The sequence below is a fragment of the Vitreimonas flagellata genome (genome assembly GCF_004634425.1).
Lineage (GTDB): Bacteria > Pseudomonadota > Alphaproteobacteria > Caulobacterales > Aquidulcibacteraceae > Vitreimonas > Vitreimonas flagellata.
The window spans coordinates 347,407-361,437 of sequence record NZ_SBJL01000001.1 but is presented as its reverse complement, the minus strand read 5'-3'; the positions used below and the strand labels follow the sequence as shown (position 1 = coordinate 361,437).

Annotated in this window: 11 protein-coding genes; 5 read left to right on the top strand and 6 right to left on the bottom strand. The window is 63.6% G+C overall.

The features are described from left to right. Positions 1-13: 13 nt before the first annotated feature. Entirely contained in the window at positions 14-298 is a 285-nt protein-coding gene (locus tag EPJ54_RS01825) for a hypothetical protein (RefSeq protein ID WP_135209963.1), read from the top strand. Here EPJ54_RS01825 and EPJ54_RS01820 read toward each other — a convergent pair. Genes EPJ54_RS01820 through EPJ54_RS01810 form a run of 3 tightly spaced genes read right to left on the bottom strand, consistent with a single transcriptional unit; the run spans position 295 to position 2,458 of the window. Beyond that, a complete protein-coding gene (locus EPJ54_RS01820) occupies positions 295-1,500 on the bottom strand; it encodes an exo-beta-N-acetylmuramidase NamZ family protein (RefSeq protein WP_135209962.1) in 1,206 nt (401 codons plus the stop codon). The genes EPJ54_RS01825 and EPJ54_RS01820 overlap by 4 nt on opposite strands. Then, positions 1,497-1,922 carry a hypothetical protein gene (locus EPJ54_RS01815; RefSeq protein ID WP_135209961.1) on the bottom strand — a complete coding sequence of 142 codons (426 nt, stop codon included), beginning with the start codon at positions 1,920-1,922 and terminating at the stop codon, positions 1,497-1,499. The genes EPJ54_RS01820 and EPJ54_RS01815 overlap by 4 nt, the downstream gene beginning before the upstream one ends. Continuing rightward, positions 1,919-2,458 (bottom strand): DOMON-like domain-containing protein, encoded by a 540-nt coding sequence (locus EPJ54_RS01810; protein WP_135209960.1) that lies wholly within the window; start codon positions 2,456-2,458, stop codon positions 1,919-1,921. The genes EPJ54_RS01815 and EPJ54_RS01810 overlap by 4 nt, the downstream gene beginning before the upstream one ends. 248 nt (positions 2,459-2,706) lie before the next feature. Here EPJ54_RS01810 and tyrS point away from each other — a divergent pair, with 248 nt between their 5' ends. Beyond that, positions 2,707-3,966, top strand: a complete 1,260-nt coding sequence (gene tyrS, locus EPJ54_RS01805) for a tyrosine--tRNA ligase (protein WP_239590717.1) — start codon at positions 2,707-2,709, stop codon at positions 3,964-3,966. Here tyrS and EPJ54_RS01800 read toward each other — a convergent pair whose 3' ends face one another. Then, entirely contained in the window at positions 3,967-7,527 is a 3,561-nt protein-coding gene (locus tag EPJ54_RS01800) for a YhdP family protein (RefSeq protein WP_135209958.1), read from the bottom strand. Positions 7,528-7,644: 117 nt separating this feature from the next. Here EPJ54_RS01800 and bcp point away from each other — a divergent pair, with 117 nt between their 5' ends. The 3 genes from bcp (at position 7,645) to EPJ54_RS01785 (ending at position 10,080) form a co-directional block, all read left to right on the top strand. Further along, positions 7,645-8,115, top strand: a complete 471-nt coding sequence (bcp, locus tag EPJ54_RS01795) for a thioredoxin-dependent thiol peroxidase (protein WP_135209957.1) — start codon at positions 7,645-7,647, stop codon at positions 8,113-8,115. Between the two features lie 188 nt (positions 8,116-8,303). Next, positions 8,304-9,539: a M23 family metallopeptidase gene (locus tag EPJ54_RS01790; protein ID WP_135209956.1), complete on the top strand. Its 1,236-nt coding sequence runs from the start codon at positions 8,304-8,306 to the stop codon at positions 9,537-9,539. A 58-nt stretch (positions 9,540-9,597) separates the two neighbouring features. Then, positions 9,598-10,080 (top strand): bactofilin family protein, encoded by a 483-nt coding sequence (locus tag EPJ54_RS01785; RefSeq protein WP_239590716.1) that lies wholly within the window; start codon positions 9,598-9,600, stop codon positions 10,078-10,080. Between the two features lie 160 nt (positions 10,081-10,240). Here EPJ54_RS01785 and prfB read toward each other — a convergent pair. After that, positions 10,241-11,372 (bottom strand): peptide chain release factor 2 gene (gene prfB, locus EPJ54_RS01780; RefSeq protein ID WP_135209954.1). Its coding sequence is split into 2 segments (ribosomal slippage): positions 10,241-11,302 and positions 11,304-11,372, totalling 1,131 coding nucleotides; the frame shifts between segments, so codons are not numbered across the junction. Between the two features lie 79 nt (positions 11,373-11,451). After that, positions 11,452-13,998, bottom strand: a complete 2,547-nt coding sequence (locus EPJ54_RS01775) for a penicillin-binding protein 1A (RefSeq protein WP_135209953.1) — start codon at positions 13,996-13,998, stop codon at positions 11,452-11,454. Between the last annotated feature and the right edge of the window lie 33 nt (positions 13,999-14,031).

The window sequence follows — 14,031 nt, the reverse complement described above, 5'->3', positions numbered from 1 at the left end:
GAGGGGATCGATCATGTGGTTTGCTGATAAATTGGGGCCGCGTCAGACACGACCGGCGCGTCAGGACGATCCGCGCCCGACGCCGTTCCCGCCGCAAATCCAAGAGCAGATAAAGATCGGCATGGACAAGATGGCTACGCAAGGCGCCGCCCCGGCGCCGCGTCCAGCCGCACCGCAACCGGCGCCACAGCCCGCACCGCAAGCCGCGCGCGCGCCCGAGCCACAGCGCGCAGCAGCGCCTCCGCCGCCAGCACCGGCGCCAGAGCCTGAAAAGAAAAAGAAGAAGGGCTGGTTTTAATAGAGCAGATGCTTTGCGCGCTCCGCCGCCCAGGCGCGTTCGTCGGGCAGCGTGAGCGCGTCGAGATCGGCGGGCGTGGCGTTTGAATCGTCCACCCATTCGCGCAAGAGCGGCGAGCCGTTAATCACATCGATCGGCAATTTGCCGAACGCGTACTCGTACGGAAAATCACGCCAGAGATCGTAGCTCGGATAGAGATTGCGGATCGCCTTGAACGCGAGCGCTTGGACGCGCCACGGCTTGAACGCGTCGTGATTGTAGTGCGCGGGATCTTCGGTGTGGATCTGCACACCGCTGCAGAGCTGCTTCACGTGCTTGTGGAACGTCGGCTCAAAGAAGCACTCGCGCAGCACGCAACCCCTTAGCCAGTGCGGCGCAAGCTTGCGCATCTCTTCGATCACCAAGCGGCCATCAATGTCCGGCGCGCCGAAAATTTCGAGCGGCCGCGTCGTGCCGCGACCCTCTGAAAGCGTCGCGCCCTCCAGCATCACCGTGCCCGCATACGCGCGCGCCATCCAAAGGTTCGGCGCATTCGGCGACGGGTTGACCCACGTGCGCTCGCCAATCGGCCAACCGAAGCCAGGCGCGGCGTCGGGCTTGTAGCCCTCCATCTCGATCACGCGATACGGCACGTTGAGCTTGAAATGCTCGATAAACCAAAAGCCCAATTCGCCAAGCGTCAGGCCATGGCGCATCGGCATTGGACCAGCCCCGACAAAGCTCTCCCAACCCGCGCGCAACGTGAGCCCTTCGATCGGGCGTCCTGCCGGATTTGGTCGATCGAGCACCCACACTTCCTTTCCGTGCTCAGCCGCGGCTTCAAGCATGTAAAGCAGCGTGGTGATGAACGTGTAGATGCGGCAGCCGAGGTCTTGCAAATCGATCAACACGACATCGAAAGTCGACATCATCTGACCGGACGGGCGGCGCACGTCGCCGTAGAGCGAGAACACCGGCACACCGTGGCGCGGATCGGTGTAATCCGCGCTCTCGACCATATTGTCCTGCTTCTCGCCGCGCATGCCGTGCTGCGGACCGAACGCGGCGGTGACGCGGATGTCGCCGAGCGCAGCCAGCGCATCAAGCGAGTGCGTGAGATCGCGCGTCACTGACGCCGGATGCGCCACCAAGGCCACACGTTTGCCCACGAGCGGCGCACGCAGGCTCGCATCTTCCAGCAGACGATCGATGCCAAATTTCATTGCGCTTCGTCCCCGGCGATCAAGCCCTGATAATACGGCCACAGGTTTTGGCTGGGCCCGGCGGTCAGCCGCAATTGCACGCGACCCCATGGCCAGAAAATCTTTCCATTGCTCGCTTTGAGCCCCGGAAATGTCTCGCCGCGCCAAGTCACCAGCCCCCATTGGGCGCCGTGGTTCTGGCGATACACTTCGCCGACATAGGAGCCGAACATCTTCGAGAATTCGCCGATGCGCTCGATCGAAGGCGCCTCGCGTGCGCGATCCTCGTCGAGATGCGTGAACATAGGCTCCAGCAATTGGATGCTGTTGTCCGTGCCGTCGAGATCGACATGGTGGTGCTGGAGCGCGAACCGCACCGTGTCGTTGGCGTAGCCCTGCGCGACTTTGCGGATCGCGTCATCGACCTGAAAACTGATCGTCATTCACCCACCTCGTTCGCCGGCGCTTCAATCGCGAAGCTTTCCGCGTGATGAAAGTCTGGTTTGCCGGGCGCATGCCGCACCGACCAATAGGACCTTGCGCCGCTTGCTTCTTCAACCACAGCCGTCACCGCCATATGCGCACCCGCGCGCAACGCTGACGCCTCGACAGCGACGCGCAACTCAAACGCATCATCGGTCGCCAACATATCAATCGCTGGCGTCTCCAACGCCAATTCTCGCATCCCAGCGCGATATTCATCAAACGCATACGCTGCCCATTGCGACGAGGGTGCAAAATTGAATTCGCAATAGGCCTCGCCGCCGGCGGGCTTCGCGAACAATTCAAAACAGGTCGACGCCCACAAGCCATCCGTGCGCTCGGCGTCGGCCGTCGCCGGCACGAGTAAGCCGGCGATGTCCCCGCGCACGCGATAAACCAGCTCAAGCCGCTCCGGCCCAGCACGCGCGATCTCGACCTCCAGCGCGGTGATCGCGTCAGCGGGAAAGTCGGGATGAGGCGTCAGGCCCAAGCGCATCGCCCTCTCCTGCACCAACGAGGCTTAATAATCGCGAAAATCTTTCAGCGCGGGCGTCCGCTTGACGAAAGCCCGCACGCGCCGCTAGCAAGCCGCTCCATGTCGCGCCGCCCGACCCTCACCCCGCTTTATTGCCGCTCGCAGGCTTAAGCGAGCGGCGCGCATCTGCACGTCCGCCCCAAATGGCCGGAACGTGCCCTCGACAAGAGACGGTCCCGGCCTCCAATACATCCCCAGGAGCCCATCTCGTGACCGCCGACCATGCCCATCTGAAATCCGACTTCCTGCGCAGCGTCACTGCGCGCGGGCAGTTTCACCAATGCACCGATCTCGAAGGGCTGGATAAGGCGGCCGCGCAGGGCGTGACGGGCTATATCGGTTTCGACATGACGGCGCCCTCGCTGCACGTCGGCAACCTCACCCAGATCATGTACCTGCGCCGGCTGCAGCAAGCTGGCGGCAAGCCGATCGTGCTGCTCGGCGGCGGCACCACGCGCGTGGGCGATCCTTCCGGCAAGGACGAGATTCGCCAGATGCTCTCCGAAGAGCAGATCGTCAAAAACACCAATTCGATCCGCGGCACGTTTCAGAAATTCTTGAGCTTCGGCGAGGGCGAGAGCGACGCCATCCTCGTCGACAATTCCGAATGGCTGATGCCGCTCAATTACCTCGACTTCCTGCGCACGGTCGGCCGCCACATGAGCGTCAACCGTATGCTCTCGATGGATTCCGTGAAGCTCCGCCTCGAGCGCGAGCAGCCGATGAGCTTCATCGAGTTCAATTACATGATCTTGCAAGCTTACGACTTCGTGGAGCTGAAGAAGCGCTACAATTGCTCGCTGCAAATGGGCGGCTCCGATCAATGGGGCAACATCATCAACGGCGTCGAGCTCGGGCGCCGCATGGAGGGCTTCGAACTCTTCGGTCTGACGCAACCGCTGATCACCACCGCCAGCGGCGCCAAGATGGGCAAGACCGCGCAAGGCGCCGTCTGGCTCAATGCCGACATGGTGAGCCCTTACGAATATTGGCAATTCTGGCGCAATAGCGAGGACGCCGACGTTGGCCGGTTCCTAAAGATTTTCACCGATCTGCCGCTCGATGAGATTGCGCGCCTCGAAGCGCTGAAAGGCGCCGAGATCAACGACGCAAAGAAAGTTCTCGCCACCGAAGCGACGGCGCTGCTGCACAGCCGCGACGAAGCGTTGAAGGCTGAACAAGCCGCGCACGATACGTTCGTCAAAGGCGTGACGTCGGAAAACCTGCCGACGTTCAACGTCACCAATGACGAACTCGCACAAGGCCTGCGCATCGGCGCCGCTTTTCAACGCGCGGAGCTTGTGGCGTCGAACGGCGAAGCCAAGCGCCACATCGCCGCCGGCGCATTGCGCGTGAACGACCAGGCCGTCACGGATGAAACGGCGACGATCAGCACGGCCGATCTGGTCGACGGTGCGATTAAGCTCTCACTCGGTAAGAAGAAGCACGCGCTGCTGCGCGTGGGCTAATCAAGGCAGTGACGCGGTTTCGCTGTCTGGCGCCGGTTGCGTGTTCTGCGTGACCGACGCTGGCGTTTCCGCTGGCGACGGCGCGGAGGCTGCTGGCGCAAGTGCTTCCGGCGGTGCGCTGCCTTCGGGCGGCGCATCCGGCGTGAACGAGTGACCGCCGCCCGTATCGCGCGGCGTCACAGGCTCGAAGATGCGGCGCAGAATGCCCGGCGTGAGCGCTGACACCGGGTTCACGCCGACGCGTGGCTGCGCTGCCGGGCCATTGATCGAATAGGTCATGCCAAACACGCCCTCGCCACGACGCGACACCAAGAGATCGCCGATCACCGGAATTTCGCCAAGCATCGAGAGGTTCAACATCGGCGACGGCGCCACGACGCCATCTACATCGAGATCATCGCGCTCGATGTTATAGGCGCCCGCGCCAGTGAGGCCCATCGACGGCCCTGTCATACGGCCTTCGGTGAAGGTGATGCGCTCGTTGGCATAGACCATCTGCGCTTCGAACACGCTGAAGCCGATGCCGTCGCCATTGAGTGTGTCGACCAAGCCCGTCAGCGAACCTGCCGACGACAACAAACGCGCCATCGCCGGCAAACGCACCACCTGGAAGTCGCGCATCTCAACATTGAAGCGCGCTTGGCTCGGCGGGCCGGTGCGCCAATCGCCATCAGCGGACGCCGTGCCGCCAATAATGTTGTCCGCGCCCGTGAGCGCCGCCACGGCAAAGCCGGCGTCTTCCGATCGCAACCGGATGCGCCCCTGCGGGTCACCAGGACGCGGGCCCAACCCCAGCGAAAACGCGCCATTGCTCGGCGAACGGCCTTCCGCTGTGAGCATTTGCAGCGCGCCGCGATGGGTCACGACTTGCACACGCGCATTACCGAGCGTGGCGTCGCCGCGCATCTTCAAGCGATCGACGATGATGTTGGCGCGTACCGGCGGTTCCGGCGTCGCAGTAACAGTCGCCGCCGCAGCCGTGCGTTGCACGCGCGATTCCGGCGGCTCGGCTTCACCGTCCATGAAAGGCGCGGCGTCGAACAACGCGCCACGGATATTTATGTCGAGCCCGCCGTCATGGGCGCGCAGCGCGTTCAGGCGCGCATCAGAACGACCTTCGATCGCCAGGCGCGAGAGATCGACTTCCGCGATCTGATTATCGCGCGCGAGCCGGACACGGCCTTGCGCAAGGAGCCCCGCGCCGCGTGCGTCCAGATTGTTAAACAACAGCCCGCCATCGCCCTGGCGCTCGACAACGAAGCGCACTGATGCGGCGTGCCCTGCGCGCTTGGTCCAGAATTGCCAGGGCGATTCAACCGCCGCCTGCGTGAGATTGACCTCGATCTGCGCCTGGTCGATGTCGAAGCCGCGGCCTTCGCCGGTGACGGTGACGTCAACGCGACCTTCCGCATATTGCGCGATCGAATAGCCCAAACGCTCCAAATCGTTCGCATCGAAAGTGCCGGAGATTTGGTACTCGGACGAGGCGCGGCCTCGGCGATTCAAATGTTCCGTCCAGCGCACCTGCTCAATTTGCGACGAACCCGCGCGGATCGGGCCGCTCACCGTGATCGCGCGCTGATCGCCGCGGATTTGCAATTGGCCCTGGCTTAGCGCTATGCGCCGCGTCGTCATATTGCCGGCGAAGTCGCGAATTTGGCCATCCAATGTGAAGCGCCACTGCTCGAACGGCACTTCGCTTAGCATCGGCCGCTGCAGCCGCAGATTCACGCTCGCACGGCCCGTCGCACTCGCCGCATCGATAGGCAGGCGCTCGCCGAGCGACAGCGGTTCTTGATTCAAGATTTCCAGCACGCGCCGCGCGTCGCCGTCGGCGCGTCCGGAAATGGTCGCCAAGGCGCCGCGCGGTTTGAATTGCGGAATCTCGACCACGCCATTGGTGACCACAAGTCCGTTGATGCGCGCTTCCGGCACGTTCATGTCAAAGCGGTTGCCGCGCAGCACGCCGGCGCCGCGCGCGTTCGTCACCGAAGACATCGTGCTCAGGAATTGCAGCTCCGCGTCAGCCACGTTGAAGCGGACATCCACTGCATCGTTGCGGAACGCCTCGGCCGCCAAATCCGACGGGCGAATGTCCAGCCGCGCGACGACATCGGTCACGCGACCGCTGCGCACCGCGCGCGACAACCACGACCGCGCGCTCTCGCCTAGGCCCATCGGCCAGACTTGCGTAACCACGCGCGCATCGAGCACGCCGGCCACTGTCGCGTTCAATTCGAAGCCGGGGCGCACGCGCCGGTTCTCGCCTTCGCCCGCCTCCGCCCAATAGAGCCGGCCAGTGCCCTCAACGACAGCCTCGCCCGTTTCAGCATGCAGGCGCGTGAAACGGATCGAGCGCTGCGATCCTGAAACCGCGCCCCGCGCCTGCACATTGCGGAACGCGATCGGCTGCTCGAACGTGCCCGGCACATCGAGCGAGAGCGACGGCAGCGAGACATTGAACGGCGCTTCTTCGTTCGGCGCCGCGCGGAAGATCGCCGAAACATCGCGCAAGCGGATCTCACCGCCAACGCGCGTGCGCGCGCCGTTCAGCGCGAGTTGATCGATAATGAGTTCGTCGCTTTCGATATCGTAGCGCCCGCGCAGCGTCCCGCCGGCGAGATCGAAGCGACCGCCGCCCATGTCGGCCTGGCCGCGCCCGATCGTGGCTTCGCCTTCAAACCGGTTCACGCCGGCGCCACGATCAAGGCCAATTGAGATTTGTGTCGTCAGCGGTGCGTTGAGCCCGGCGAAAGGCCCCAGCGCCGCTTCGGAGAATACCGCGCGCGGGTAGACATTCTCGGCGCCGAATTCGACGACGGCGCTTTGGAAGCGGGTGTCGGTGGTGACGCGGAAACTTGCGGGTGCTGCGCCGCGATCGCCTTCGAGCCGCGCGTCGGCGCTGAGTTCAAGCGTGCGGCCGCGACGCGCCAGTTCGAGATTGGCGCCCTGCGCGGTCCAACGCCCGCCGCCAGCATCGTCGACCACGACGAGATTTGCGTTGTGCAGCGAAAGCCCGCGCAAACCGCCGCCTGCGCCAACCGGACGGAATGTCGCCTCCAAACCGTCGAGCATGCGCCCGACGCGCTCTTCCAAGGTCTCACCCAAGGGCGGCGGCGGAATGATGATGTCCGCGGGCGTGCCTTCTGGGCCAAACGCGATGTGCACGGCCCCGTCGAGCTTGCGGGCGATGCTCAATTCGCCGCCGTCGAAATCGGCGCGGGCCAGTTGCACGCGCCCGATCAACAGCGGCAGTACGGCCAACTCAAGACGCGCTTCGTCCGAGCGCGAGAGCACGCCACCGCGCCCGTCCTCAATCGTGATGCCGACAGCGCGGATTTCGAGGCCGCCGCGCGGGCTCAAGCCAAGCTCGGCCCGCTCCAGCCCCACGGGCCGGCCCGAGCGCGCCGCACTCAGTTCGGACTGAACCTGTTGCCGAATGAAGCCGAGATCGATCGGGCCTTGCGAGAGCCGCCACCAAGCGATCCCTACGCCGATCGCAAGCGCTGCGACCAGTCCGAGCAAAATCTCGACAGCAATCAGCGTCGAGCGGCGTATCATCGCCACATCTCCGACGCCCCTCGAACCTGTCTAGCGTGCTCTGCCGAGTTGACGCAAAGCACGTTTCCAGCACCGTTGCAGCGCGCAACGGCGGCGCCGCGCGCCTGGAGACGGTCAATGGCGAAGGAACTCAAACCCGGCGACCCCGCACCCCCATTCAATATGCCGACGGCCGGGGGCGGGCGCGTCAGCTTGGCTGGCCTCAAGGGCAAGCGCGTCGTCCTCTATTTCTATCCAAAAGACGACACACCGGGTTGTACCCAAGAAGCACTAAGCTTCACTGAAAAGGCGAAGGCTTTCGCAGCCGCGAAGACCGAGATTATTGGCGTATCGCGAGATACAGTCGCCAAGCATGACAAGTTCGCGGCCAAACATGGGCTAAGTGTAACGCTCGCTTCCGACGAAGACGGCGCCGTCACCGAGGCGTACGGCGTTTGGGGCGAGAAAACGCTCTACGGCCGCAAATTCATGGGCATCGAGCGCGCCACCTTCCTGATCGACTCAAAGGGCAAGATTGCGAAGGTCTGGCGGAAGGTCCGGGTGCCCGGACATGTGGAAGACGTCTTGAAAGAAGTTAAGGCTGGCTGACGTTTCTGCCCAAGTTTTGCGTCATTAACCCTTATTTGGCGCGGATTTGACAGGCGCCGCGTTAAACACCCTGAAATTCCAGTAAACCCCAGCCTGCCCCTGTTGCAATTCGAGAGGGTTTCCTGTTCAGTCAAATTGTTGGTGGGGCTAACGTAAACTTTGTCTCGGTTAATGGGCGGTGGCGGACCATGAGCGAGTTCGGATCGCGCGCTAAGGCGTTCTTCGATCGTGTATTCCCGGAGCGGCAGATCTATCACCGGAGCGGTGGTTCTGTTCGCTACGTATCTCTTTCTCCGAGCAAGCAAGCTCTTCTGGCGCTTGGCGCCGTGGGCATTGCCGGCTGGTGCGTCTATGCGACCACCAACACCGTACTCGATGGCGCGCAGCAATCTGCAAGCAATTCCGAGGTCGAGCGCGAACGCGCCAAGTACGACCGCTGGCTGAATGAGTCCCGCGCCCAGGCCGCCGCCTCTCAGGCCCTCCTCGAAGAGCGCACCCGTCAGTTCGACCGCGCCACGGCCGATTTCGAAAGCCGCCACGAAGTTCTACGCTCACTGCTCGAGTATGCCGGCGGCGACAGCATCCAACTCGCGGCCACCCGCCCGATCGAGCGTGACGGCGCCCGCATCATCATGGCCGCCTCGATCGACGAGGCCGAACCGCGCCAGTCGCGCGCCATCACGTCCGAACCGTATCAGGTTACCACCGTAGGCTTCCGCGCCCGCGCTGAGAACCTTGAGGCCGAGCAAGAGCGCACCCTCTCCGAACTGGAAGACCAGGTCGTTGAGCGGTCCGAGCACGTCCGCGGCGTGCTGCGCATGACCGGTGTGTCGATGGCGTCGCTGACCGGCCCGGAGGCCGGCGCCGAAGTGGGCGGCCCACTCGTGCCGCAAGATTTCGTCGCCTATCTGCGCGACAGCGGCCTGAACCCCGCCTTCGCCGAGCGCGTCACGCAAGTGGCCGCGCGCGTCACCGAGTCCCGCCGCATGGCGGACATTGCGAACTCGACCCCGCTGGCTGTGCCGGTGGCAGTCGATTCCCGCGAAACCTCAGGTTATGGCCAACGCATCGATCCGTTCACTGGCCGCCCGACGTTCCACGCGGGTCTGGACATGGCGGCGTTCGAGCGCGCGCCGGTCGTGGCGACCTCACCGGGCACTGTTGTGTTCGCTGGCACCCGCTCTGGCTATGGCTATACGGTCGAGATCGATCACGGCCACGGCTTTAAGACTCGGTACGCACATTTGCGCGATATCCAGGTCCAGCGTGGCGAGCGCGTAGCGATTGGCCAACGCGTTGGGTCGATGGGTAGCACGGGTCGCAGCACCGCCACTCACCTGCACTACGAAGTGTGGTTCCGTGGCCGTCCTGTTGATCCAATCAACTTTCTGAGGGCAGGACGGCATGTTCACGAACAAGGGTAGACCTACGGAGTCGAATGTGCCGGCGCTTCCTGATCCTGTGCAACAACGTAGGCAACCCGTGAGCCGAGCTGGAATTGTTTCGATCATTGCGAACGGTGTGAAGATCACCGGCACCATCGACGCCGATGGCGCCGAGCTTCAGATCGACGGCGAGATTGAAGGCAACGTCCGCGGCGGCTCGCTCACTGTCGGCGACACCGGCATGGTGAAGGGTGACGTGGTGTCTGAAAGCGTCACCGTGCACGGCCGCGTCGAAGGTTCGGTGCGCGCGCGTAAGGTCATGCTGGCCCGCAACGCCCACGTGCTGGGCGACATCGTCCACCAATCGCTCTCTGTTGAGATGGGCGCGGTGTTTGAAGGCCAGTGCCGTTATCTGCAAGATCCGCTTTCGCAATCTGGCCCCGGCGCGCCCGCGTCGCCGCAGATTGTTTCTGAGCGCCCTGCCGCGTCGAACTTCGGCGGCGGCAATTCGGTCTTCGGCGAGCCCTCGAGCGACGACCGCATGGTGTCGGGCGTCATCGTGACGGGCGCGTCCAGCTAGTTTTGATTTGGGTTGGAATACAAACTCAAAAGGCCCGGCCAAAAGCCGGGCCCTTTTCTTTGTCTTGGACCGCCGGCGTCCCCGCCGGCGAGACTATTTCATTCTGCGCCGTCGGTTCACGCTGAAGCATCGCGTCGGCGAGGACGCCAGCGGTCCAAGATCAGTCGATGTCCGCGATCTCGGCGTGGCCGGCGCCGGCCACACGCGCCGCGAGTGAGGCCGCCATGAATTGATCGAGATCGCCGTCGAGCACGCCTTGCGTGTCTGAGGTTTCGACGCCTGTACGTAGATCTTTGACCATCTGATACGGCTGCAACACGTATGAACGAATTTGCCGGCCCCAGCCGATTTCGGTTTTGCTGTCGGCGAGCTGCTGGGCCGCTGCTTCACGCTTCTGCAGTTCCGCTTCGTAGATGCGCGCGCGCAGCATGTCCCACGCGGCCGCGCGGTTCTTGTGCTGCGAGCGTTCGGCCTGGCACGCCACGACGATGCCCGTTGGAATGTGCGTCAGGCGCACGGCCGAGTCCGTTTTGTTGACGTGCTGACCACCGGCGCCCGAGGCGCGGTAGGTATCCGTGCGCACGTCCTTGTCGAGAATTTCGACCTCAATCGTGTCGTCGATCTTCGGATAGACCCACGCACTCGCAAACGACGTGTGCCGGCGTGCGTTTGAATCGTACGGGCTGATGCGCACCAAGCGATGCACGCCGCCTTCGGTCTTCAGCCAGCCGTAAGCGTTCTCGCCCTGCACCAAAATCGTCGCCGATTTGATGCCGGCGGTATCGCCCGCTTGCTCTTCAAGCAGCTCAACTTTGAAACCGCGCGCGTTCGCCCAGCGCATATACATGCGCAGCAACATCGACGCCCAATCCTGGCTCTCTGTGCCGCCGGCGCCGGAATTGATTTCGATGTAGGCGTCGTTGCCGTCAGCTTCGCCGGAGAGCAGCGCTTCCAACTCGGCCTTTGCGGCGCGCTCTTGCACCTTCTTCAGCGTCGCGTGCGCTTCATCGACCAGCGACGCATCGCCTTCCGCCTCGGCCATCTCGGCAAGTTCAAGCGAGTCCCGCAGATCGCGTTCGAGCGAGATGATCGCACTCATGCCGGCGTCGAGCTTGTTGCGCTCGCGCATGAGCTTCTGCGCTTTTTCAGGGTCGTTCCAGAAATCGGCGCGCTCCGAGAGCGCGTTCAATTCATCTAATCTGACTTGGGACGGTTCCCAGTCAAAGACGCCTCCGGAGCAAGCCCACGGCGGTTTCGATTTGATCGGCCAAAGCGACGATGTCAGCGCGCATTCTGGAAGTCCCTCTGAATCTGAGGGGCTTAGATAGGCGAAGGAGGGCCGCTGTGAAAGCGTCCTCCTCCAGTCCAATCTTAGTAGAGTCCGCCCAGATCCTCGGATTCTTCCTGACGCGGCGCATCCACGCGGGGCGCTTCGCCGGTGAGGCTTGAGAGCGCGCGCGGATCGATCGGATCGGTGCCGCCGAACACGAAGGGCGAGGACGCCACATCGCGCGTTGGCTCCGTATCCGGCCGGAACGCTTCGAGGATCGTGGTCGTCGTCGCCGCGTTTGGCAGCAGACCAGTCATCGCGTCGATCCGTACCAGGCGCACGCCCGAAGGAATGCGGAACGGCGTCGGCGGCGTGTCGCGCAGCGCTTCGCGCATGAAGTCGCGGAAGATCGGCGCCGAGATCCGCCCGCCGGTCTCGCCCTCGCCCATGTCGCGCGGCGTATCGAAGCCCGCCCAGACACCCACCACGAGGTCCGGGGAGAAGCCGATAAACCACGCGTCTTTATAGTCATTGGTTGTGCCGGTCTTGCCGCCCAGCGGGAAGCCGAGTGCGGCGATGCTCGTGCCCGTGCCGCGCAAAACCACGCCCTCAGCCATCGAGACGATCTGATAGGCCGTGACCGGATCGAGCACTTGTTCGCGCGTATCCGGCAACGTCGGCGCGCGCTGACGCGCCCATTCGGCGTTGCAATTCGGGCATTCGCGTTGATCGCGGCGGAACACAGAGCGCCCGGTGCGATCTTGGATACGGTCGATGATGATCGGCTGAATGCGCCGCCCGCCGTTCACGAACATGCCGTACGCGGTGGTCATGCGCATGACGGTGGTTTCGCCGGCGCCCAACGCCAACGAGAACACAGCTTGCGTGTTGTCGCCATAAATGCCGAGGCGTTGGCCGTATTGTAGCACGCGCTCTGGGCCCATTTCGTAGGCCACGCGCGCCGTCATCGCGTTGCGGGACAATTCCAAGCCACGACGCAACGTCGTCGGACCATAGAATTCCCGCGTATAGTTTTCCGGCGACCAATTGGTGCCGTCGCCCGCTTCGATCGCGAGCGGGCCGTCATCGACCAACGTCGCGGGCGTCAGGCCAAAATCGAGCGCCGCCGCGTAGACGATCGGCTTGAACGACGAACCCGGCTGGCGCTGCGCCTGCGTCGCGCGGTTCAAACCGTTGGCGTCATCCAGCGAATAACCGCCAACCATCGCCAGCACGCGGCCTGTGTGCGGATCCATTGCGACGAGCGCACCTTGGATTTCCGGCACCTGGCGCAACGCGTAGCGGCCGTTAGAATTGCGCGTAACGTAAACGATCGCGCCCGCCGTCAAACGGCGATCAGCGTCGCGCCGTCCACCTTGCGCGGCCCATTGGGCATCGTTGTCCGTGAGACGCCCGCTCTCGCCGGCGTCATCCGTCACCGTGATCGCGCCCGAAGCCACGCGCGTAACCATCGCACGGCGCCAATTCGACAAGGACGGCGGCCGGCGTGCTTCGCTCAATTGCGCCGCGACATCGCCGCTGGCGTCGCCGCGACCAATGGGGCCGCGCCAATCGTGGCGGCGATCGTAATCTTCAAGGCCTGCGCGCAACGCGCGCGCCGCCGCCAATTGCAGGCGCGTATCGATGGTCGAACGGATCGAGAGACCACCGCGCAACAGCGCGTCGGCGCCATATTGGTTTTCGACTTGGCGGCGGATTTCTTCCACGAAATACGAGGCCGCGACGAATTCATCGCCGGCCAAGCGGTTCGTGGTCACCAGATCGGCCGCACGCGCTTCAGCGGCGACTTCCTCAGTAATGTAGCCACGCTCGACCATGCGCGAGATCGCATAATTGCGCCGATCGATAGCGCGCTCGCGATTGCGCGGCAGTTGATAATTTGCTGGGCCCTTCGGCAGGATGGCGAGATACGCCGCTTCCGACACGGTGAGCTCAGAGAGTGGCTTGTCGAAATAGTTGAGCGAAGCCGCAGCGACGCCGTAGGCGCGGTTGCCGAGATAAATCTGGTTCAGATAGAGCTCAAGGATGCGGTCCTTATCGAGCACACGCTCGATGCGTTGCGCCACCAAACCTTCACGCAGCTTCGTCCACACCGCGCAGAACACGCCGCCAATGCCGCCGGAGCATTCCGCAGCGCGGCCGGTCAGCATGTTGCCGGCGACTTGTTGCGTGATCGTCGACGCGCCCTGGATGCGGCGGCCTTGGATGACATCGAGCGGGATGCGCAGCACAGCGCGCGCCAACCCCTGATAATCGAGGCCCGAGTGTTCGAAGAAGCGCGCATCTTCAACCGCGACGAACGCGTTCTTCACGTGATCTGGAATTTGTTCGATCGGAACGAAGACGCGCTGCTCGTCAGCGAACTCCGCCACCAGCGCGCCATCGCCGGCGTGGACGCGGCTCGTCACCGGCGGCTGATAATCTTGAAGGTCAGCGAGCGAGGGCAAGCCCTGCAGCGCCGCGATCAGAAAGCCGACAACGGCAAGCGCTGAAACACCAGCGAAAATGCCAAGCCCGACAAGCGCCTTACGCAGCCAGCCGCCGCCCCGAGGTTCGCGATAATCGTCGCGGCCGCGATAATCGCGGTCGTCGTCATACTCGTCTCGGTACCGTTCAGTTCGCGACATGGCGCCCCGCTTCTGCGCGCTATTAGATCAGTT

What these genes read in the sequence shown, in the direction of transcription:
- bcp (WP_135209957.1), top strand. Translation starts at nt 7,645, where the DNA reads ATGGCGAAGGAACTCAAACCCGGCGACCCCGCACCCCCATTCAATATG.
- EPJ54_RS01815 (WP_135209961.1), bottom strand. Translation starts at nt 1,922, where the DNA reads ATGACGATCAGTTTTCAGGTCGATGACGCGATCCGCAAAGTCGCGCAG.
- EPJ54_RS01790 (WP_135209956.1), top strand. Translation starts at nt 8,304, where the DNA reads ATGAGCGAGTTCGGATCGCGCGCTAAGGCGTTCTTCGATCGTGTATTC.
- EPJ54_RS01775 (WP_135209953.1), bottom strand. Translation starts at nt 13,998, where the DNA reads ATGTCGCGAACTGAACGGTACCGAGACGAGTATGACGACGACCGCGAT.
- EPJ54_RS01800 (WP_135209958.1), bottom strand. Translation starts at nt 7,527, where the DNA reads ATGATACGCCGCTCGACGCTGATTGCTGTCGAGATTTTGCTCGGACTG.
- EPJ54_RS01825 (WP_135209963.1), top strand. Translation starts at nt 14, where the DNA reads ATGTGGTTTGCTGATAAATTGGGGCCGCGTCAGACACGACCGGCGCGT.
- EPJ54_RS01810 (WP_135209960.1), bottom strand. Translation starts at nt 2,458, where the DNA reads ATGCGCTTGGGCCTGACGCCTCATCCCGACTTTCCCGCTGACGCGATC.
- EPJ54_RS01820 (WP_135209962.1), bottom strand. Translation starts at nt 1,500, where the DNA reads ATGAAATTTGGCATCGATCGTCTGCTGGAAGATGCGAGCCTGCGTGCG.